This window comes from Thioalkalivibrio sp. XN8, from assembly GCF_011058255.1.
Classification (GTDB): Bacteria; Pseudomonadota; Gammaproteobacteria; order Steroidobacterales; family XN24; genus XN24.
Genome location: NZ_JAALFH010000067.1, coordinates 475,242 through 496,380, shown reverse-complemented (window position 1 = coordinate 496,380; position 21,139 = coordinate 475,242). Strand labels below are relative to the sequence as shown.

The 21,139-nt window shown below is 67.8% G+C and carries 21 protein-coding genes; 15 read left to right on the top strand and 6 right to left on the bottom strand.

Features of this window, described 5'->3' with window-relative positions; genetic code table 11:
- Positions 1-47 precede the first annotated feature (47 nt).
- Positions 48-1,940, bottom strand: a complete 1,893-nt coding sequence (locus G6N75_RS14485) for a propionyl-CoA synthetase (protein ID WP_165349061.1) — start codon at positions 1,938-1,940, stop codon at positions 48-50.
- 216 nt (positions 1,941-2,156) lie between these two features.
- Between G6N75_RS14485 and ccmA the strand changes: the two genes are divergently transcribed.
- From ccmA to G6N75_RS14430, 11 genes are all read left to right on the top strand, one after another.
- Positions 2,157-2,795 carry a cytochrome c biogenesis heme-transporting ATPase CcmA gene (ccmA, locus tag G6N75_RS14480; RefSeq protein WP_165349060.1) on the top strand — a complete coding sequence of 213 codons (639 nt, stop codon included), beginning with the start codon at positions 2,157-2,159 and terminating at the stop codon, positions 2,793-2,795.
- Complete coding sequence (ccmB, locus tag G6N75_RS14475; protein WP_165349059.1) at positions 2,795-3,481, top strand: heme exporter protein CcmB; 687 nt, start codon at positions 2,795-2,797, stop codon at positions 3,479-3,481. Before ccmA ends, ccmB begins: the two co-directional genes overlap by 1 nt.
- Before the next feature lie 150 nt (positions 3,482-3,631).
- Positions 3,632-4,369, top strand: coding sequence for a heme ABC transporter permease CcmC (ccmC, locus tag G6N75_RS14470; protein WP_165349058.1), 738 nt, complete (start codon positions 3,632-3,634; stop codon positions 4,367-4,369).
- Positions 4,370-4,371: 2 nt separating this feature from the next.
- A complete protein-coding gene (gene ccmD / locus G6N75_RS14465) occupies positions 4,372-4,527 on the top strand; it encodes a heme exporter protein CcmD (RefSeq protein ID WP_165349057.1) in 156 nt (51 codons plus the stop codon).
- Positions 4,528-4,983, top strand: a complete 456-nt coding sequence (gene ccmE, locus G6N75_RS14460) for a cytochrome c maturation protein CcmE (RefSeq protein WP_165349056.1) — start codon at positions 4,528-4,530, stop codon at positions 4,981-4,983.
- Positions 4,984-6,963 carry a heme lyase CcmF/NrfE family subunit gene (locus tag G6N75_RS14455; protein ID WP_165349055.1) on the top strand — a complete coding sequence of 660 codons (1,980 nt, stop codon included), beginning with the start codon at positions 4,984-4,986 and terminating at the stop codon, positions 6,961-6,963. It begins immediately after the preceding gene.
- Entirely contained in the window at positions 6,963-7,502 is a 540-nt protein-coding gene (locus G6N75_RS14450) for a DsbE family thiol:disulfide interchange protein (RefSeq protein WP_165349054.1), read from the top strand. The genes G6N75_RS14455 and G6N75_RS14450 overlap by 1 nt, the downstream gene beginning before the upstream one ends.
- Positions 7,499-7,954, top strand: coding sequence for a cytochrome c-type biogenesis protein (locus G6N75_RS14445; RefSeq protein WP_165349053.1), 456 nt, complete (start codon positions 7,499-7,501; stop codon positions 7,952-7,954). The genes G6N75_RS14450 and G6N75_RS14445 overlap by 4 nt, the downstream gene beginning before the upstream one ends.
- Positions 7,951-9,063 (top strand): hypothetical protein, encoded by a 1,113-nt coding sequence (locus tag G6N75_RS14440; protein ID WP_165349052.1) that lies wholly within the window; start codon positions 7,951-7,953, stop codon positions 9,061-9,063. Before G6N75_RS14445 ends, G6N75_RS14440 begins: the two co-directional genes overlap by 4 nt.
- A gap of 17 nt (positions 9,064-9,080) precedes the next feature.
- On the top strand, positions 9,081-9,341 hold the full coding sequence (locus G6N75_RS14435; protein WP_165349051.1) for an acyl-CoA-binding protein: 261 nt from the start codon (positions 9,081-9,083) through the stop codon (positions 9,339-9,341).
- A gap of 4 nt (positions 9,342-9,345) precedes the next feature.
- On the top strand, positions 9,346-10,212 hold the full coding sequence (locus tag G6N75_RS14430) for a MaoC/PaaZ C-terminal domain-containing protein (protein ID WP_165349050.1): 867 nt from the start codon (positions 9,346-9,348) through the stop codon (positions 10,210-10,212).
- Between the two features lie 18 nt (positions 10,213-10,230).
- On the opposite strand, the gene G6N75_RS14425 is transcribed toward G6N75_RS14430, so the two are convergent.
- Both G6N75_RS14425 and pckA read right to left on the bottom strand, forming a co-directional pair.
- Positions 10,231-11,664 carry a DASS family sodium-coupled anion symporter gene (locus tag G6N75_RS14425; RefSeq protein WP_165349049.1) on the bottom strand — a complete coding sequence of 478 codons (1,434 nt, stop codon included), beginning with the start codon at positions 11,662-11,664 and terminating at the stop codon, positions 10,231-10,233.
- 37 nt (positions 11,665-11,701) lie between these two features.
- Positions 11,702-13,297: a phosphoenolpyruvate carboxykinase (ATP) gene (gene pckA / locus G6N75_RS14420; RefSeq protein ID WP_165349048.1), complete on the bottom strand. Its 1,596-nt coding sequence runs from the start codon at positions 13,295-13,297 to the stop codon at positions 11,702-11,704.
- Between the two features lie 206 nt (positions 13,298-13,503).
- Between pckA and G6N75_RS14415 the strand changes: the two genes are divergently transcribed.
- The 3 genes from G6N75_RS14415 to G6N75_RS14405 are packed head-to-tail and all read left to right on the top strand — an operon-like array spanning position 13,504 to position 17,005.
- Entirely contained in the window at positions 13,504-14,292 is a 789-nt protein-coding gene (locus G6N75_RS14415) for a hypothetical protein (protein WP_165349047.1), read from the top strand.
- A gap of 1 nt (position 14,293) precedes the next feature.
- Positions 14,294-16,237 (top strand): fumarate reductase flavoprotein subunit, encoded by a 1,944-nt coding sequence (locus G6N75_RS14410; RefSeq protein WP_165349046.1) that lies wholly within the window; start codon positions 14,294-14,296, stop codon positions 16,235-16,237.
- Positions 16,238-16,249: 12 nt separating this feature from the next.
- Positions 16,250-17,005, top strand: coding sequence for a fumarate reductase iron-sulfur subunit (locus G6N75_RS14405; RefSeq protein ID WP_165349045.1), 756 nt, complete (start codon positions 16,250-16,252; stop codon positions 17,003-17,005).
- Between the two features lie 324 nt (positions 17,006-17,329).
- On the opposite strand, the gene G6N75_RS14400 is transcribed toward G6N75_RS14405, so the two are convergent.
- Positions 17,330-18,073 carry a hypothetical protein gene (locus G6N75_RS14400; RefSeq protein ID WP_165349044.1) on the bottom strand — a complete coding sequence of 248 codons (744 nt, stop codon included), beginning with the start codon at positions 18,071-18,073 and terminating at the stop codon, positions 17,330-17,332.
- Between the two features lie 329 nt (positions 18,074-18,402).
- Between G6N75_RS14400 and G6N75_RS14395 the strand changes: the two genes are divergently transcribed.
- The gene (locus G6N75_RS14395; RefSeq protein WP_165349043.1) at positions 18,403-18,693 is read left to right on the top strand and encodes a hypothetical protein; all 291 of its coding nucleotides are present in this window, start codon (positions 18,403-18,405) and stop codon (positions 18,691-18,693) included.
- A 1-nt stretch (position 18,694) separates the two neighbouring features.
- On the opposite strand, the gene G6N75_RS14390 is transcribed toward G6N75_RS14395, so the two are convergent.
- Positions 18,695-20,350, bottom strand: coding sequence for a carbohydrate binding domain-containing protein (locus G6N75_RS14390; protein WP_165349042.1), 1,656 nt, complete (start codon positions 20,348-20,350; stop codon positions 18,695-18,697).
- 135 nt (positions 20,351-20,485) lie between these two features.
- Complete coding sequence (locus G6N75_RS14385) at positions 20,486-21,037, bottom strand: NADPH-dependent FMN reductase (RefSeq protein ID WP_165349041.1); 552 nt, start codon at positions 21,035-21,037, stop codon at positions 20,486-20,488.
- Positions 21,038-21,139: the final 102 nt, after the last annotated feature.

Below are 21,139 nucleotides of genomic sequence, written 5' to 3'. Positions count from 1 at the left end.
TGTCTGCGAGGCCGGCGCGGGCCATCGCCCCGCGCCGGCCCCGGCGCTCAGCCCTTGCCGTAGCCGATCGAGCGCAGGGCGTCCGTGACCTCGTCCAGGATCACCGGGTCGTCGATGGTCGCCGGCACCGTGTAGTCCTTGCCGTCGGCGATCTTGCGCATGGTCGCGCGCAGGACCTTGCCGGAGCGGGTCTTCGGCAGCCGGTCCACGATCGCGACTTTCTTGAACGCGGCCACCGGCCCGATCTTGTCGCGCACCATCTGCACCAGTTCGGCCTTGATCTCGTCCTCGGGGCGGTCCACGCCAGACTTGAGGACCACCAGGCCCACCGGCAATTCGCCCTTCAGGTCGTCGTGGGCGCCGATCACGGCCGCCTCGGCGACGTCCTGGTGCGAAGCCAGCACCTCCTCCATGGCGCCGGTCGAGAGCCGGTGGCCGGCCGTGTTGATGATGTCGTCGATGCGACTCATGATCCACAGGTAGCCGTCCTCGTCGCGATAGCCCGCGTCGCCCGTGAGGTACCAGCCCGGCTGCGCGCTCAGGTAAGCGTCGATGTAGCGCTGGTCGTTGCCCCACAGCGTGGGCAGGGTGCCCGGGGGCAGCGGCAGGCGGATCATGATGCTGCCGATCTCGCCGTCCGGCACTTCCTGGCCGTCCTCGGCGAGCACCCTGACGTCGTAGCCGGGCACGGCCCGCGTCGGCGAGCCGGGCTTGACGGGCAGCTGCTCGATGCCGAGGCAGTTCGCCGCGATCGGCCAGCCGGTCTCGGTTTGCCACCAGTGGTCGATGACCGGAATCTGCAGCTTCTCGCTGGCCCAGTTGAGGGTGTCGGGATCACAGCGCTCACCGGCCAGGAACAGGGCGCGGAGCTGCGACAGGTCGTAGCGGCCGATGAACTCGCCGCGCGGGTCGTCGCGCTTGATGGCGCGGAAAGCCGTCGGCGCGGTGAACATCACGCTCACGCCGTATTCGGCGATCACGCGCCAGAAGGCGCCGGCGTCCGGCGTGCCGACCGGCTTGCCCTCGTACAGCACCGTGGTGCAGCCATGGATCAGCGGGCCGTAAACGATATAGCTGTGCCCGACCACCCAGCCGACGTCGGAGGCGGCCCAGAAGACCTCGCCCGGCTCGACCCCGTACACGTGCTTCATGCTCCACGCCAGCGCGACGGCGTGGCCGCCGTGGTCGCGCACCACGCCCTTGGGCATGCCGGTAGTGCCGGAGGTATAGAGGATGTACAGCGGGTCGGTCGCGGCGACCGGGACGCAGTCCGCCGGTTCGCTTTCGGCCTCCAGCTCCAGCCAGTCGAGGTCCCGCCCGTCCTTCAGGTCGGATGCCGCCTCGGGCCGCGCGAGGATGACGCAGTGGGCCGGCGGGAAGGCCGCGCTGCGAATCGCCTCGTCGAGCAGCGGCTTGTAAGGAATGACGCGATTGACCTCGATGCCGCAGGAGGCGGAGAGAATGACCTTGGGCCGGGCGTCGTCGATGCGGGTGGCGAGCTCGCGCGCGGCGAAGCCGCCGAACACCACCGAGTGGATCGCGCCGATGCGCGCGCAGGCCAGCATGCCGATCACCGCTTCGGGGATCATGGGCATGTACAGGATCACGCGGTCGCCTTGCGCCACGCCGAGCGCCTTGAGCCCGCCGGCGAGGCGCGCCACGCGGTCGCGGAGCTCGCTGTAGCTGAGCTCGGCCTTGGTCGCGGTCACGGGACTGTCGTAAATCAGCGCCGGCTGGTCGCCGCGGCCCTGTTCGATATGGCGGTCCAGAGCGTTGTAGCAGGTATTGAGCCGGGCCCCGGAAAACCAGCGGTAGAGCGGGGCCTGGCTGTCGTCCAGCACGCGTTCCCAGGCGCTGTCCCAGTCGATGGCCGCGGCCGCTTCGGCCCAGAAATCCTCCGGTGATTCGATCGAGCGCCGGTAAGTCTCCGCATATCCCATGGTCGTCCCCCTTGCTGCCGGCCCGAGCGACGCCGCCTGGTTGCGGACGCCACTGATGCCTTGTCGGTTTCCGGGGAGTGTATACTGCGCGGCGCCCGCCGGTCGCCTGCGCGGAACGGTGCTGCGATGCAGGACGGGCGGCCGAGAAAAGACAGAGGGGAGTGCCTTGCCACGCAGGATCAGCGCAGCGCCCGCCGGCGCTGGGAGAGGGCGGCCATGACGGCCACCGCCGCAGGCCCGGTATTGCTGGAGGGTCGCGACCTCGAGCTGTGGCGGGGCGAGACGCGCCTGTTCACTAAAGTCTCCTTCGAGTTGCGCGCCGGCGAGCTGCTCCACATCGTCGGGCCCAATGGCTGCGGCAAGACCAGCCTGTTGCGCGTGCTGTGCGGACTGACGCTGCCCGAGACGGGCGACGTGTACTGGCGCGAGCGCAAGATCTCCCGCAACCGGGCCGATTTTCACGCCAGCCTCTGCTACCTCGGCCACCGGGAGAGCCTGAAGGCCGACCTGACCGCCGAGGAGAACCTGGTCTTCCAGCTGGGCCTGCGGGCCTGGCTGAGCAAGGCGGACCTCCACGCGGCGCTCGACAAGGTCGGGCTCACCAAGCGCCGGCACGTGCCGGCGCGCAGCCTCTCGGCCGGCCAGAAACGCCGGGTGTCGCTGGCCAAGGCGCTCGCCAGCGGGGCCAGGCTCTGGGTCCTGGACGAGCCCTATACCAACCTGGACGTGGCCGGGCGGGAGCTGGTCGACCAGATGATGAGCGAGCATCTTGCCCGGGACGGCCTGGTGCTGCTGGTTGCGCACCAGGCCCATGGCGTGGCCGCCGGCGTGACCCGACGACTGGAGCTGGGCTGATGAATGAATGGCCCGGACTCGGCACCGCTTTCTGGCTGCAGCTGACGCGCGACCTCCGGCTGGCTTTCCGCCACATCGGCCAGGCGGCGAATCCGCTGATGTTCTTCGTCATGGTCACCACGCTGTTCCCGCTGGCGCTCAGCCCGGCGCCGGAGTTGCTGCAGGCCATCGCCCCGGGGGTGATCTGGGTCTCGGCGCTGCTGGCCTCGCTGCTGGCCGCGGAGAGCCTGTTCCGCCAGGACGTGGAGGACGGCACCATGGAGCAGCTGGCGCTGTCGCCCCAGCCGCTGTCCCTGCTGCTGCTCGCCAAGACCACGGCCCACTGGCTGATGACGGGATTACCGCTGGTGCTGATGGCGCCCATCGTGGGCCACGCCCTGTTCCTGCCCGGCGACGCCGTGCCGGAAACGATGCTGGCGCTGCTGCTGGCCACTCCGGTGCTCAGCCTGGCCGGCGCGGTCATGGCCGCGCTCACAGTGGGCCTGCGGCGGGGCGGGGGACTGCTCTCCCTGCTGATCCTGCCGATCGTGATGCCGGTGCTGATCTTCGGGGCGCGCGCGACGGACATGGCAATGCAGGGGCTCGACGTGGGCGGCGTGATGTATTTGCTCGCGGCAATCCTGTTGCTGGCCGTCAGCCTGGCTCCGGCCGGCATGGCGGCGGCCATGCGGATCAGCCTCGACTGACCACCGCGGGACTCGCGGCGGCCGGCGTAATCATCGATAATCAAGCGATCATTGGTCGCGTGTAGCGGGCCCCGACGAAAAAGTTCCCCGGTCCGCATTCGTATTGCTCGCAATTGAGACTCGTTCTACTTGGTTGTTAAATAGCCGCCCATGTTTGCATTCATTCATAAGCTCGGTTCGCCACCGCATTTCTGGCGCTTGTCCGGCACCATGGTGCCGTGGTTCAGCTGGTTCGCCGTCGTGCTCATTGCCGTCGGTACCGTCGGCGGCCTCTGGGTAGCGCCGCCCGACTACCAGCAGCTCGACGCGTTCCGCATCATCTATTTCCACGTGCCGAGCGCCTGGCTGTCCCAGTTCGGCTACGTCGTGATGGCGGCGGCGGCGGCGGTCGGGCTGATCTGGCGCATCAAGCTGGCACATGCGGTCGCGGCCGCGTGCGCGCCGATCGGGGCTTCGTTCACCGTGGTGGCGCTGGCCACCGGGTCGATCTGGGGCAAGCCGATGTGGGGCACCTGGTGGGTCTGGGACGCGCGCCTGACCTCGACGCTGGTGCTGCTGTTCCTGTACTTCGGCTACATGGCCCTGCGGGCGGCAATCGACGACGAGAACCGCGCCGACCGTGCCAGCGCGCTCCTGGCGATCATCGGCGTGATCAACATCCCGATCATCAAGTACTCGGTGGAGTGGTGGAACACCCTGCACCAGCCCGCCACCATCTCCAAGATCGGCAAGCCGTCGATGGATCCGGAAATGCTGGTGCCGCTCCTGGTGATGTGGCTGGGCTTCACTTTCTTCTTTTTCGCGGTGCTGATGGTGCGCACCCGGGCGGAGCTGATCGCCCGGGAGCGGAACAAAAAGTGGCTTCGCGAGGTCATCGGTAGAGGTTGACAATGGAATTCCTGACCTTCGGAAAATACACATGGTACGTCTGGTCCAGCGTCATCCTGTCTTTTGTAGTGCTCGGCGCCAACGTCTGGATGGCCCGGCGTCTGCTCCGTTCGCGCATGGAAACGGCCCGCCGTCGGCTGGCCGCAGAGGAGGTCTGAATGAAAGCTCGTAACCAGCGTCTTCTTGCCGTGGGTCTGGTCATCGCAGGCGTGGGCCTGGGCGCGACCTTCCTGCTGAAGGCAATGAACCAGAACATCCTCTATTACTACAGCCCCACGCAGATGGAAGCGGGCGAAGCGCCGGAGGATCGTCGTTTCCGGGTCGGCGGCCTGGTGGTCGAGGACTCGATCGTCCGCAAGGAAGGCACCATGGAGGTGCGCTTCACGCTGACCGACGAGGCCCATGTCCTGCCGGTCCTCTACACCGGCATCCTGCCCGACCTGTTCCGCGAGGGGCAGGGGATCATCGCCCACGGCCGGCTCGACGGCGGGCAGTTCGTGGCCGACGAGATCCTCGCCAAGCATGACGAGAACTACATGCCGCCGGAAGTCGCGGCCTCGCTGGAAGAGACGCACAAGCGCACCGGCCAGCAGCAGACGACCGGAGGCTACTAAGTGATTCCTGAACTCGGCCACGTAGCGCTGGCGCTGGCGCTTTGCCTCACTCTCGCGCAGGCCTTCTTCGGCCTCGCGGGCCCGATCTTCAACAAGCCCTCCTGGAGTGCGGCCACCAAGTCGATCACCCTGGGGCATTTCGTGTTCGTCGCCATCGCGTACGCGGCCCTGACTTACGCTCACGTGGTGAGCGACTTCTCGGTGGCCTACGTGGCCAACCACTCGAACTCCCAGCTGCCCATGCTCTACAAGGTCTCGGGCGTCTGGGGCGGCCACGAGGGATCGATGCTGTTGTGGGCGCTGATGCTCGCCGCCTGGGGCGCCCTGGTCGGCGTGTTCTCGCGCAGCATCCCCACGCCGACGCTGGCCAAGGTGCTGGCCATCATGGGCCTGGTCAGTTCCGCTTTCCTGCTCTTCATGCTGGCAACGTCGAATCCCTTCGACCGCATGATCCCGGCCCCGCTGGACGGCCGCGATCTCAACCCGCTGCTGCAGGACCCCGGCCTGGCGATCCACCCGCCGATGCTCTACATGGGCTACGTCGGCTTCGCGGTCGCCTTCGCCTTCGCCATCGCCGCGATGATCGAGGGCAAGCTCGACCAGCAGTGGGCCCGCTGGATCCGTCCCTGGACGGCAGCGGCCTGGGCCTTCCTCACCATCGGCATTGCGCTCGGCAGCTGGTGGGCCTACTACGAGCTGGGCTGGGGCGGCTGGTGGTTCTGGGACCCGGTGGAAAACGCCTCCTTCATGCCGTGGCTGGTCGGCACTGCGCTGCTGCACTCGCTGGCCGTGACCGAGCGGCGGGGCCTGTTCAAGGGCTGGACCCTGCTGCTGGCCGTCTCCGCGTTCTCACTCAGCCTGCTCGGCACCTTCCTGGTGCGTTCGGGCGTGCTGGTGTCGGTGCACGCGTTCGCCACCGACCCCGGTCGCGGCATGTTCATCCTGGCGATGCTGGTGTTCTTCATTGGCGGGGCGCTGGCGCTCTACGCCTGGCGCGCGCCGCAGCTGGCGCAGAAGGGCGGCTTCGCGCCGTTCTCGCGCGAGACCTTCCTGCTCGCCAACAACATGCTGTTCGTGGTCGCGACCCTGTTGATCCTGTTCGGCACCCTCTACCCGCTGTTCCTCGACGGGCTCGGGCTGGGCAAGATCTCGGTCGGGCCGCCGTACTTCAATACGGTGTTCATCATCCCGGCCATCCCGGCCGTGCTCTTGATGGGCATCGGCATGCACATGGCCTGGAAGAAGACGGACTGGTCCCAGCTGAAGGGCAAGCTGTGGCCCTTCGCCCTGTTCACCGTGCTGTTTTCGATCATCGTCCCGTTGATCGTCTACGGGCAGCTGAGCGTGATGAAGTTCGTCGGCATCGTGCTCGGGGTATGGGTGATGTCGGTAGCGCTGATCGACCCGATCAGGTACCTGCTGCGCAAGCGCTCGTTCCGGGGCTATTCGCGCACCATGATCTCCATGGCGGTGTCGCACTTCGCGGTCGGCATGTTCGTGATCGGCGTCACCATGGTCGAGACCTACGGCATCGCCCGTGACATCGGCATGAAGCCGGGCGACACCGTGCAGGTCGACGACTATTCCTTCACCCTGGCCGGCACCCGCAACGTGCAGGGCCCGAATTACACTGCCGTCCGCGGCGAGGTGATCGTCGAGAAGAACGGCGAGCAGGTGACGGTGCTCTATCCGGAGAAGCGCACTTACCTGGTGCAGCAGAACCCCATGACCGAGGCGGACATTCATCCGCGCCTCCATCGCGACATCTTCGTCGCCATGGGCGAGCCGCTGGGGCAGGGCGCCTGGAGCATGCGCATCCAGTACAAGCCCTATATCCGCTTCATCTGGCTCGCCGCCCTGATCATGGCGCTGGCAGCGTTCTTCGGCGTCACCGACAAGCGCTACCGTACGGCCCGGCAGAGCGAGACCGCGCCGGCCGGCAAGCAGGCGTCCGGCAAGCTCCAGGAGGGCATGGCCTGATGAAGACGCTCAAGTACCTGTTGCCGGTCATCGCCTTCGTGGTACTGGCCGGGTTCTTCTACAAGGGCCTGTTCCTCGATCCGCGCACGGTGCCCTCGCCGCTGATCGGCAAGCCGGCGCCCCAGTTCCAGCTCCAGGACCTGCGCCAGCCGGAGGCGACGTTCGCACAGTCGGACATGCTCGGCCGGCCGGCCGTGCTCAATGTCTGGGCGACCTGGTGCTCGGGCTGCCGCCAGGAGCATCCCTTCCTGATGCAGCTGGCGCGGTCCAGCGGCGTCCCCCTGTACGGCATGAACTACCGGGACGAGCGCGACAAGGCCCTCGACTGGCTGCGGCGCCTGGGGGATCCCTATGAGCGCGTGGCCTTCGATCCGGACGGCATGGTCAGCCTCGACTGGGGCGTCTACGGTTCCCCGGAGACCTTCCTGATCGATCCGGCCGGGACGATTGTCTACAAGCACCTGGGCCCGATGACCCCGGGGGTATGGCAGGAGGAGTTCCTGCCGCGCATCGCCCAGATGCAGGGAGCACGGCCGTGAGGCGCGGCCTGTGGCTGGCGCTGGCGGCGGCCGTCGTGCTGGCCTCGTCGCCGGTGTTCGCGGAGGAGGGCGTGCTGGCGATGAATCCGGAGGACACCTTCGCCACGCCTGAGCAGCTGGTGCGCTATGAGCGTCTGATCAACGAATTCCGTTGCGTGGTGTGCCAGAACCAGAGCGTCGCCGAGTCCAACGTCGACCTGGCGCGCGACCTGCGCCGAATCACCCGCGACATGATCCTCGAAGGGAAGACTGACGAGGAGATCAAGGCGTTCATGACGGATCGCTATGGCGACTTCGTGTTGTACGACCCGCCTCTCAAGCCGATCACCTACCTGCTGTGGGGCGCTCCGGTCATCCTCCTGCTGGTCGGCGCCGCCGTGATGGTGACCGTCGTCGGCCGGCGCTCGCACGAGTCGGGTGAGGAGCCCGACGGGATGGGAGAGAACACATGACTCAATTCTGGATCGCGGCCCTGGCCCTCGGGCTGGTGGCCGCGGCGATGGTGCTCGTGCCCGTGATTCGCGCCTGGGTGCAGGAAGGCGAGGGGCGCAGCTCCGCCACGCTCGGCACCGGGATCCTCGTGGCGTTTGCCGTCCCGGTCGTCGGCATCATCATGTATTCGCACTGGTCCACCTGGAACTGGGGCCAGAGCCCGAACATGGCCCAGGGCGGCGACGAGATGCACGAGATGGACCAGGCCTTGCGGGCGCTGGAACAGAGGCTCGTGCAGAATCCCGACGAGCTCGAGAGCTGGCAGTTGCTCGGCCGCACCTACATGTCGCTGCGGCGCTTCGAGGATGCCGCCAGCGCCTTCCGCCGAGCGGCCAGCCTCGACGGCAACCAGTCCCCCAATATCCTGGCCGATCTCGGGGAGGCGCTCGCGCTCTCGCAGCCCGAAGGCCTGCAGGGCGAGGCAGGCGCGATCTTCGAGCGCGTGCTGATGGTCCAGCCGGCCAGTCCGAAAGCGCTCTGGTACGGGGGCCTGAACGCCTACGAGAACGCCAACTGGGAGCTCGCCATCGAGCGTCTCGAAAAGCTGATGACGCTGAATCCGCCGGAGACCCTGGTGCCCCTGATCGAGGAGCGCATCGCTTCCGCCAGGTCCCATGGCGCCGGCGGCGGCCCCATGGCGGCGGCGGCGGGGCCGGCTGCGGAGACGGCGCCCCCGAACCCGGCGCCTGAGGCGGCGGCCCCGGCCGCAGCTCCGGCGGTTGCGGCCGGCGAGGGCATCCGGCTCGAGGTGTCGATCGACCCGGCCCTGGCGGCGCGCATCAACCGGTCGGCCCCGGTGTTCATCATCGCGCGCCTGCCCGCCGGCGGCCCGCCGCTGGCCGTGGTGCGCGCCCGTTCCACCGAGCTGCCGGTCTCGGTCACCTTGACCGATGCAAACGCCATGATGGAGGGCGTGACTATCCTCGACCAGCCCGAACTCGACCTGGTGGCGCGCGTGTCCCTTTCCGGCGGCCCCGCCGAGGCCCCCGGCGACCTCTACGGTGCGGTAAAGTACTCGGGCGGTGACGGCGGTCCGGTAAACCTCCGGATCGACCGCGTGGCCGATTAAGGCACGGAGGGAACGGCATGGCGGATGATCTCAAGGCCCGCTTCGAGCAGGCCGTGGTGGACGTAAAGAGCCTCGAGCAGCGACCCAGCGACAATGACCTGCTGGATCTCTATGCCCTGTACAAGCAGGCGACGGAAGGCGACGCGAGCGGCGACAAGCCCGGCATGTTCAATTTCGTGGCGCGGGCCAAGTACGAGGCCTGGGAGGGACTGCAGGGCACCTCCGCCAAGGACGCCATGCAGCGCTACATCGACAAGGTGCGCGCGCTCGGCGCCTGAACGCTTGGGCGCCCGGCTCCGCTTCGACGCGCCGCCCTCGATCGCGGGCTGCTACCTGCGGGCCGCATTGGACCGGCGCCCGCGGCGCCTGCCTGCCGGCGACGCCGTAGCCATCGAGGCCGAGATCAGCGGGCTCCAGGCGGATCCTGCCGCCCTGGCGGCTTACCGGCGAGTCTGCGGCCTGCCGGACGCGTCCGGCCTGCCGCTCACCTATCCACACATCATGGCCGGCGGCGTGCACATGGCCATGCTGCTGGAGCCGGCGTTCCCGGTGCGGCTCCTCGGCCTGGTGCACCTGGCCAACGACATCGAGCTGTTCGATGTCCTGCCGGTGGAGGCCGAGCTCGCGCTCGACTGCCGCCTGGCGAGCGGGCGCAGCAAGGCGCGCGGCGACGAGTTCCAGCTCGTCACCGAGGCGCGCCACCAGGGCGCGCTGGCGTGGCGAGAGACCATGCGCTTTCTCGTGCCGGCCCCGCGCAAGGGCCGGCGCCGGCAGCCGGAAGCGCCGGACCTGCCGCCGGTGGCGGCTGCCTGGGACGTGCCCGCCGACACGGGGCGGCGCTATGCGCGCGTCTCCGGCGACTGGAACCCCATACACCTGGCGGGGCTCGCGGCCCGGCCGTTCGGCTTTCCCCGGGCGATCGCGCACGGCATGTGGTCGCTGGCGCGCTGCCTCGGCGGGCTGGCGCCTGCGCCGCCGGGGCCGGGCACGCGGCTCGAGGCCCGGTTTCTCAAGCCGCTGCTGTTGCCCGGGCGGGTCGAGTTGCGCGTGGCGGAAGAGGACGCGGCGGGGGCGCGGGAGTACTGGCTGGTTTCGGCGGTCGACGGGAGTCCGCACCTGAAGGGCAGCTGGCGGCCCGGCGGTCACTGAGCCGCCCCCGGCATTCCCTCAGCCGAGCCGCGGCAGCAGCCAGCTCACCCACGCCACCGTCACCAGCGGGGTGGCCACGGCCAGCGCCAGGCCCGGGGCCAGGAACGAGCGGGTGTGCAGCTCCCCGGTGGAGAAGGCGATGGCGTTCGGCGGGGTTGCGATCGGCAGGCACATGGCCGTCGATGCCGAGAGCGCGATCACCACCGGGAGGATGCCGGCGTCGCCGGAAAAGCTCATGCCCACGGCCGCGCCCAGCGGCACCAGGATATTGGCCGTCGCCGTGTTGCTCATGAAATTGGAGAGCACCGTGGTGAGCAGGGCGAAGGCCAGCGCGGCGCCCAGGAGGCCGGAGTCCGAACCGGGCAGGCCTCCGACGAGCCAGGCGGCCAGGCCCGTTTCGGTCACCGCCACGCCGAGCACCAGCCCGCCGGCCATCAGGATCAGCACGTCCCAGCGCAGCTGCCGGATCTCCTGGACGCCGATCACGCCGGTGACCGACAGAACGGTGATGGGCACGAAGGCCACCACGGCGGCCGGCGCCGGGCCGAACATCCACAGCGTCAGCGTGACGGTGAACACCAGCACGACCACGGCGCGCTGCCAGCGCGGCGCACGCGGCCCGCTGTCGTGGACTGCGGCCAGGGCCGAGCGATCGAGCTGCAGGCCGGCCGGCCGGTAGCGGTACAGCAGGAAGGCGAACAGGCCGGTCGCCATCAGCATGGCCGGCGGCAGGCCGAGCAGCATCCACTCGAGAAAGGACAGCTCGTGCCCTGCGCTGCGGAGAAAGCCGGCAGCGATGGCGTTGGGCGGCGTCCCCACCAGCGTCCCCATGCCGCCGAGATTGGCGGCCACCGCGATTCCCAGCGGCAGGGCGGGGCGGAAGCCGTGGCCCGCCGGCAGCGTCCGCAACAGGGGCATGACGACCGCAATCATCATGGCCGCGGTGGCGGTGTTCGACATGAACATGGAGAACACGAAGGTGGCTAGCATGGCCGCCAGCAGCACCATGGAGGCGCGGTCGCCTGCGGCCCGGAACACCAGCCCGGCCAGGGTCCGGTCGAGTCCCGTCCGCGCTGCCGCTTCGGCCAGGATGAAGCCTGCGAGGAACAGCCAGATCAGCGGGCTCGCCATGGGGGCAATGAAAATCTGCCAGCGCTCCGGCTCGTCCGCAGCGACGAACACGCCGTCGGGCCGCCCCAGCAGCAGGATGCACAGCCCGATGATCAGCAGCGAGACCGCGAAGGCGGGGATCGCTTCGGTGGCCCAGAGTCCCGCAGCAAACACGAGGATGAACAGCGCCCGGCGCGACGCAGGATCCAGGCCCTGCCAGTCCGGCAGGAAGGCCAGCAGCGCCGCGACGGCCAGGGAGCCGAGAACCCGCAGCAGGGCGCCCAGGTCGTCGAACTCGACGGCCTCGAGGAAGCGCCGCGCGGCACGGCGGGTGTCTCTCATGCCGCGCCTGGCGGCCGCTCAGCCCGGCCGGTGATCCTCAGGCCGCCTTGACCCGCGGGCCCGCCTCGCTGATGGCGCGGCCGGCGACGTCCTCGTAGTGCGCGAAGTTGTCGGCGAACAGCCGGGCCAGCTTGTGCGCCGTGGCGTCGTAGTCGGCCTTGTCGGTCCAGGTGTTGCGCGGGGTGAGAATCTCGTCCGGCACGCCCGGGCAGGACTGCGGGATGGCGAGCCCGAAGATCGGGTCGGCCGCGGTCGGCTGCCGGGCGAGTTCGCCCGAGTGGACGGCGTCGATGATCGCGCGCGTGAAGGCCAGCTTCATGCGCTTGCCGGTGCCGTAGGCTCCGCCCGACCAGCCGGTATTGACCAGCCAGACGTTGGCGTCGTGCTTGCGGATGTGCTCGGCGAGCAGCTCGGCGTACTTGGCCGGGTGCCAGACGAGGAAGGGGCCGCCGAAGCAGGGCGAGAAGGTCGCCTCGGGCTCGGTCACGCCCACCTCGGTCCCGGCCACCTTGGCCGTGTAGCCGCTGATGAAGTGGTACATCGCCTGTTCGGGGGTCAGGCGGCTGACGGGCGGCAGCACGCCGAAGGCGTCGCAGGTGAGGAAGATGATGTTCTTCGGATGCCCGCCCATGCAGGGAATCTTGACGTTGTCGATGTACTCGATCGGGTAGGAACCCCGCGTGTTGGCGGTGATGGACGTGTCCTCGTAGTCCACCGCGCGCGTGTCCTCGTCGTAGACGACGTTCTCGAGCACGGAACCAAAGCGCAGGGCCCGGTAAATGTCGGGCTCGGCCTCCTCGGACAGGTCGATGACCTTGGCGTAGCAGCCGCCCTCGATGTTGAAAATGCCGTCGTCGCTCCAGCAATGCTCGTCGTCGCCGATCAGGCGGCGCTTGGGGTCGGCCGACAGCGTGGTCTTGCCGGTGCCCGAGAGGCCGAACAGGATCGAGGTGTCGCCGTCCTCGCCCTCGGTGGCCGAGCAGTGCATGGACAGCACGCCCTGGGCCGGCATCAGGTAGTTCATGATCGTGAATACGCCTTTCTTCATCTCGCCGGCGTATTCGGTGCCGAGGATCACCATTTCGCGGTGGCCGAACTGCAGGTTGATGCTGGTGCCCGAAGTCATGCCGGGCACGTTGCGGTTCGCGGGGAAGCTGCCGGCGTTGAAAATCACGTAGTCGGGCTCGCCGAAATCGGCCAGCTGCTCCGCCGTCGGCCGGATCAGCATGTTGCGCATGAACAGCGCATGATAGGGGCGGGCGCAGATGACCCGGACCTTGATCCGGTACTTCGGATCCCAGCCGGCAAAGGCGTCGACCACGTACAGCCGGTCGCGGGTGTTCAAAAAGTCGATGGCCTGGGTCCGGTTGATCTCGAAGGCGTGCTGTTCGAGCTTCATGTTGACCTTGCCCCACCAGACGTCCTCGGCGACGTTGGGATCGTCGATGATCCGCTTGTCGGTGGGGCTGCGGCCGGTCTTCACGCCGGACATGGCGATCAGCGCGCCGGAGGACGAGATCGCCGAGCCCCGATCCCACTCCAGCGCGTGCTCATAGAGCACGGCTGCGGGAAGGTTGCGGTGAATTTCCTCGACGCCGATGCCGTACTGTTCCAGGGAAAACCGAGCTGCCATCCGTTTGGCCTCCGTCAGAAATTGCGGGCGGGGAGGGTGACTGCCCGCCAGAAAACCGGGTACCGGGACGCCGCGGCGCCGATACCGTCGCACAGGCGCGTAAGTATATACCGCGGCGACGGAAAACCCACGCTTGCGGCAATCCACAGTACGCCGCAAGCCTGTGCTGCACATAGACTCCGCGGCGAGAGTGAACGAGGAGCGCCATGCGCCAGCCACTTGACGTCATCGACGCCGAGCGCGTCGCCTGCGGGACTCCCGCGGGCCCCGCGGACCGGGCTGCGGCCCGCCGCGAGCTCTACTGGGAGATCCTCAGCGGCGGCAGCGGCTTCCTGCTCACGGTCTATATCTGGGTCCATGTCTTCGACGTCGGCTCGCTGCTGTTCGGGCCCGAAGGCTTCGACCGGCTGGCCGAGTTCCTCGAGGGTTTCTACATCGCCCAGCCCGTAGTGATCCTGGTGACGCTGCTGTTCCTGGCGCATGCCGTGGCCGCCGCGCGCAAGATTCCCGCCCGCGCGCGCGAGCGGCGCCGCTTCAACCGCCTGGCGCGCGAGCTGGCCGGCGCGGACCAGCGCTGGCGCGCCGGGGAGGGGGCGGAGCGGCCGCACGAGGACTCCCGTCTCTGGGTCTGGCAGCTGCGGACCGGCATGCTGATCCTGGTGCTGGGCAGCTTCCATGTCGGGCTGATGATCATCGACACGTTTACCGCCGTGTGGGGCGAGCGCCATGGCATGGAGGCGGCCACCACCATGGAGCGGGTCGCGGCCGGGCTGTCCTGGTTCTACCTGGTCCTGCTGGTGCTGCTGGCCATTCATGCCTCGGTCGGCGTGTACCGCCTGGCGCTCAAGTGGGGGGTGGCCGCCGGCCGCTCGCGCCCGGCCCTGAAGCGCTTCGCCCGGATCTTCGGGATCGCGTTCCTCGCCGCCGGGATTTTCGTGCTGGCCGTCATGGCCGGCTGGCTGCCGCCGCCGTTCGCCTTCCTGCTGGGGTCCTGAGTTGAAGATCACCGATGTACTCGTGATAGGCGCCGGGCTGGCGGGCGAGCGTTGCGCCATCGAGGCTGCCGCCGCCGGGCACTCGGTGCTGATCCTGTCGCTGGTGCCGCCGCGGCGCAGCCACAGTTGCGCCGCCCAGGGCGGCATGCAGGCGGCCCTGGGCAATTGCGCCAAGGCCGAGGGCGACAGCCCCGACGTCCATTTCCTGGACACCGTGCGCGGCTCCGACTGGGGCGCCGACCAGGAGGTCGCGCGGATTTTCGCCGACACTGCGCCGCTCGCGGTCCGCGAGCTGGCGCATTTCGGCGTGCCCTGGACGCGACTCCGCCCCGGCATCAATCGCTACCACATCAAGGGTGAGCAGGTGGACGTCGACGAGCCGACGGACAAGGCCGGGCTCATCATGCATCGCGATTTCGGCGGCACCGCCAAGTGGCGCGCGTGCTACGCGGCTGCCGGCACCGGCCACGCGACGCTCTATGCCGTCGACAGCCAGGTCGTGCGACTCGGTATCGACGTGCTCGACCGCATGGAGGCGATCGCCCTGGTGCACGACGGGGAGCGCTGCCACGGCGCGGTCGTCCGCTGCCTGCGCACCGGGCGGCTGGAGACCATCCTCGCCCGGGCCACGGTCATCGCCACCGGCGGCTACGGCCGGATTTACGGCGGCTACACCAGTAACGCCGTCATCAACGAGGGCATGGGGGCGGTGCTGGCGCTGGACACGGGCATCGTGCCGCTGGGCAACATGGAGGCGGTGCAGTTCCATCCCACCGGCCTGTGGCCGGCCGGCATCCTGGTCACCGAGGGCTGCCGGGGCGACGGCGGCTACCTGCTGAACGCCGCCGGGGAACGGTTCCTGGTCGCGCTCGAGCCCGAAAAGCAGGAGCTGGCGAGCCGGGACGTGGTGTCGCGCCACATGATGAACGAGATCCTGGCCGGGCGCGGCGTGGACAGCCCCAACGGGCCGCACCTGTGGCTCGACCTGCGTCATCTGGGCGAGGAACACCTGACCACGCGCCTGCGCGAGATCTACGAGATCTGCCACGACTTCCTCGGCATCAAGCCCTGGGAAGACCTGGTCCCGGTCCGCCCGACGCAGCATTACTCCATGGGCGGCGTCCGGGTGAACAAGGACGGGCAGGCCTACGGCCTCGCCGGCCTGTTCGCCGTCGGCGAGGCGGCATGCTGGGACATGCACGGCTTCAACCGCCTCGGCGGCAACAGCCTGGCCGAGACTATCGTCGCGGGCCGGATAGTCGGCGCGCGGATCGCGGACTTCGTCACGCGAGCCGGACCTGGGCCCGACGCCGCGCTGGGTTCCGCCGAGCTGAAGGCGCAGGAGCAACGGCTCCGCGACCTGGCGCAGCGGCCTGCGGGCGGGCGCAGCCTCTACCAGCTGCGCGACGAGATGGGCGAGATCATGATGAACCGTCTCGGCGTATTCCGGACCGGGGAGGAGATCGAGGCCGCCGTACGAGACCTTAAACGCCTGCTGCAGGAGGCCGGCAGCATCGGCCTGCGCGCCACGGCGCCGGGGCCAAATCCCGAGCTGACTTATGCGCTGCGCCTGCCCGGCATGCTCCGGCTGGCGCTGGTGACGGCGGAGGGCGCGCTGGCGCGCCGGGAAAGCCGCGGGGCCCATCACCGGATCGACTACCCGCAGCGCAACGACGCCGAATGGCTGAACCGGACGCTGGCCCGCTGGCTGCCCGGCGCCGAGGGACCCCGGCTCAGCTACGAGCCCGTGGGCCTGCTCGACCTGCCGCCCGGCCACCGCGGCTACGGCGCCTCGGGCTACGTCGACCTCGATGTGAGCCTCGAGGCCTACAACCAGCGCGTCGCGGCGGCGCAATCGGCCGAGGGCTGCCTGGAGACGGCCGAGCCCGTCGGCTCCAGCCTGCGCCCCGGCGCCTGGCGCGGCGCCTTCAGCGCCCCGAACTGAGGAGGAGGGGTGATGTCCCAGGCTGCGCAGCGGACCCTGAAATTCGAAATCTTTCGCTACAACCCGGAAGATCCTGCCTCGAAGCCGCACATGCAGGCCTTCGAGCTGCAGGAAACCCCTTTCATGTCGCTCTTCATCGCACTTAATAAGTTACGTGAAGAACAAGACCCAACCCTCCAGTTTGACTTCGTTTGCCGCTCCGCTGTCTGCGGCTCCTGCGGCATGATGGTGAACGGCCGCCCGGCGCTGGCGTGCAAGACGCTGACCTCGCAGCTCGAGCGGACGATTCGGCTGCATCCCTTGCCGGCGTTTCGCCTGGTCGGGGACCTGGCGGTCGATACCGGCAGCTGGTTCAGGGGCATGACCGAGCGCGTCCAGGGCTGGATCGAGGCCAAGGCGCCATTCGACCCCGATGCGGTCGAGGAACGGATGGACGACGAGGTCGCGCGGGCCATCTACGAGCGCGAGCGGTGTATCGAGTGCGGCTGCTGCGTGGCGTCCTGCGCGGTCGCGAACACGCGGCCGGCGTTCGTGGCCCCGGCGGGGCTGAACCGGATCGCGCGCTTCATGATGGACCCGCGGGACCGGCGCAAGACGGGCGACTGGTTCGAGGTCTTTGCCAGCGACGAAGGCGTGTTCGGTTGCCTGGGACTGATGGCCTGCCAGGACGTCTGCCCGAAAGAGTTGCCGCTGCGCGAGGTGTATGCCTACCTGCGGCGCAAGTCTCTTACCGGCATCCTCAGCAGGAGGGCGAAGCCGGCCACCTGAGAGCGCTCCCGGGCCTGGCGTGTTCCACGGCGAGAGCGGGCCTTAATTAAGCACCATAACCCTCTGAATGGCATAAGGAGAAGGCGGAGCTCCCTGGGCGCGCATGGCGAGGCACCCCATCCCGTGGCCCACATCATAGTTAACATAATATACATTATGCGCAGTTGGTGAGATCGCCTCTGAGATCACCTCGGAGCTGATCAAGGGTCGAAATCGATGGTGGCCTTTCCATCATCCGCCAACGCGTGGAGTCAAACTCCCGGCGGCGTTCGCAGATCATCGAGCGAGCCCGCTACGCCACTGAGTCGCGGCAACATGAGCGCGCTAGCCTCCTAACAGCATAGCCACCAGAACCATGGCCAGGCCAACAGATGAGAGCAGCAAGCCGATCTTCCACGGATTCGTATCGGTGTGGAGTCCCCAACCGTAGCCCGCAGCGAACATAACGGCGAACGACACAACGTTCGAGATGCGTATTGCCAGCGCGGTGTCATCAGGCAGCAGCAGCAACGGCAGCAGCGACGGCAACACGGCCACGACGGATAGCAGCGCTGTCGCCGCTGCGCCAACCAGGTCTTGACGTTGTATTCCAATTGCCTGCGGTTCAGCCTGGCTCAGATAGCCATTGATTTCGTGATAAAGAGAACGTCGCTGCTCGTCGCTGGTTATCGGCGCAAGGATGAAATCCAGCTCATAGGCAATGGCGGCAGCGGCCTCTTCTTCACTGGCTGTGCTCTGAACGTAACGGAGCAACCGATAGCGCTCACGCCGTGGGAGATGTTCCCCCAGAACATACACCACCCCATCGATGATCCCCCAGGCCGTGACAGCGCCCAGGATGGCCACAAACAACTCCTGTCCGTATCCGCCTGCAAATGAGGACGAGATGACACCGTGATAGATCAAGACGCTATAGGAAAGCGTGAAGATCAGCGCAAACAAAACGCTGTAGAAAATCGTGAAGAGCGCATCGATCGGCTCAAGGAACTCACCCAGAACGTTGCTTAAGATGGTTTCCTTGGGTGGAGTCACTGGTCTGCGACGTTGTCGACGTCTTTCCCGGAACATTGCTCGGATCTCCTACGGAGGCTGGGTCGTCACCGACTATTGTCACTACTCTGCCTAGTGCTAAGTTATTGATATTATGAATCGGAAGTGCTCCGCGGCACTAGCCCTTGCTATCCAGCAGGCGCAGTCAGGGCCGGGTCCGGGGCTACATTCGCCCCGGTGCCATGGAATTGGCGCCAAAAATGCGACTCCGCACACTTTCCCCCGCGGGCTCACTGGTTAGGCTTGGCGCGTCGAATATGGGGGGAAGATCCGTGTGGCCGTTTAGAAGGTCCAAGAACAAGCAGAACACGTCTTGGAGCAACACCGTTGCAGCCAAGCCGAAGCCCGTGCCGCGCTACGACGCGGTGGAAGTCGTCCCTGCGGCTTATGGCGCATGCCCGGCCGTGCTGGCTATCGCCGGCAAGCGCTTCCTGAGCCGGGAACTGCCCAAGCTGCCATTGCCCGATTGCGACAAGCCGCATTGCGAGTGCGGCTACCGGCGCCATCGCGACCGGCGCGCAGGGTCGCGCCGTTCCGGCGGACTGCAGGGCGCGAAGCTGGAAATCGAGCAGGAACAGCGGGATCGACGCACCCCTGACATCCGCGGGCGGCGGCGGACCGACGGCGGCCCGCGCTGAATCAGTGCGGCGCCGTACGCTTCAGTCTTTCATACTCCTGTGTCAGCCGCGGATCGGCTGGCCCCGCCTCCAGCGCCTTCCGGTAGAAATGGAGCGCTGCGTCGGCCTTCCCGCGCTCCCGTGAAATCACGGCGAAGCCCCACAAGGCATGTTGATTGTCGGCATCGAGCAGCCAGGCCTGGTTGAAGCGCTTGATCGCGGTTGATTTGTTGCCCTGGTAATAGAAATTCCAGCCGGCGCGGGCAAAATTCTCGGCTGCCGCCTCCCGGTCGCCCGGGAACCCGGCCAGCGCCGTTGCCAGGAACGCCTGGTTCGCCTTTTCCTGCCATGCCGTCGGCGCGTACCCGCCGAACATCGGCAGTTCATTGACCGGGACCCAGATATCGGTCTCGCGGGACAGGCCCGCCGGCACGTTCTGCATCAGCGGTTCGCGCCGCAGGCGTACCTCGTCGACGTAGTAAATGACCTTGCCGTCAGTACGCAGCGACGCCAGGGCCCAGCCATGGACCGGAGCGAGGCCCAGCCCGTCATTGGGCGCCCCGTTCCAGACCTCCTTGCGGACCATGACCTCGAACGGGATCGAGAACAGTCTCCAGCCTGAGAAATTGTCCGTGAACTGGTATGAGTAGCGCTCAGCGTCGTCCGTGACCGAGCAAGGGTGCCGGTTGTCGAGCACGTCGACGACGAGCGTCGTGCCGCTGTTGCGGCCGTACAGCCAGAAACTGAGCTCCTGTGCCCCGGTCCAGTCATAGCCGCGCCATTGATCGCCTGATTCATCGGCAAAGCGGTGCAGTACGCCCGCCCAGGTGTCGACGCCCAGCTCGAGCTGCAACACGGCGTTGCCCGGCGTCTCGCCGGGCACGGGAGGATGATCCGTGGTGATGCCGATGCGCGCCATGCTGCGCTCGCCGTTGAACGTGGAGAAGCCGAGCGGGATGCCGTTGGGGTCGGCGCCGCCGGGAAGTCGCGTCTCGAAACCATCCACCAGGTCCGAGGCGGGCGGGATCGGCGCCTTGCCCGCCTCCGCTGCGGCACACGGTCGCGCCTTCGCGACTTGCTGCTCGAGTGCCTGCAGGGCCACGTGCGTGGCGTGCCGGATCATCGCATCCCTGGCCGCCTGCGACTCGTCGGCGACCAGCCCGGCCTCGGCGAATAGCTGGTGGTGCTCGTTGAGCAGGAACGAAAAAGCGTTCTCCCCGGCCGCGTTCACGATGTAGCACTGGATGCCGAACACCAGGTCCTCGTCCGGGACCAGGATTTCGAGCACGACAGCGTAATCCGCCGCGACCGGCGATTGCGCGAACGCATCGGCAACAGCTGCCAGGCCGCCTCGGAAAATGTTCCACTGGGAATCCGGCATCATGCGCCCCCGGTCGATCCGCTTGGGCGCGGCGATCGCCTGGCCGATCCCCGCCTCGTGCAGGAACGTGATCAGTTGTTCCTGGGACACGAAGGAGTGCGCCGTCCGCTCGGCGCGTCGGATTATCGTGGGATAAACCGCGAACGTCGCTGAGCCCAGGTCGGCGACGAACTGGGCGCCAGCCGGGCTCCCGGGCCGAAAGCCCGGTTCGGGCGTGGTCACCTGGGCCTGGTGGGCGCCGGCGGCCGCAACCGCGAGAAGGAAGAAAGCGAGCGCGAGCGCGCGGGGGGGGTTCATGGCTCATCTCCCGGCTGTGGATGCAGCGCAGGCCGGCGTTAACCAGTGCCTGGACGGCGGGAGTCGTCGAAGAAGGCAGCCGGTCTCAACCGGGCCCTAGCTTGGGTATAGCAGACGAGCCGGTGATTGCCAGAATCAGCGCAGCGAGAAGGCGTGGAACCCGCGGATGAAATCCTCGAGCAGCTGACGAGTCATTTCGTCGGCCAGGCCGCCTTGTTCGTCAAAGGCGCTGGATGCGCGCGACACCAGCAGCCGGCCGCCGCTCCAGTAGCGGACCCCGAGGGCCCGAAGCACGGGGAGCCAGGCCGCCTGTGACATGATGGTGCCGAAGCCGCCGGGCGTGGCGCCGATGACCACGCAGGGTTTGTCCCCGAACAGTTCCTTGATGCCCGAGCCGGGCCGGGACAGCCAGTCCACGGCGTTCTTGAACACGCCCGGGATGCTGCTGTTGTACTCGGGTGTGACCAGGATCAGGCCGGCAGAGCTGCGAATACGGTCCTTGAGCGCCTCCACGGCCGGGGGAATGCCCTCGCCCTCCTCCAGGTCGCCGTCGTACAGCGGAATGCCGTGCAGCGTCGCGACCTCGATTTCGATCCCCGGCGCTACGAGTGCCTGGGCGGCATGCGCCAGGGCGGTGTTGAACGAGCGGGCGCGCAGGCTGCCCGAGATTGCCAGTAATCGCCCCATGTCGGCTCCTCCCTAGAGAAGCCGAGATCATACATGGCCTGCTGCGCTGCGTCGTAGTTACCCAGCTGCAATACAGCTGCAATATTCTGGTCCGAGCATGCG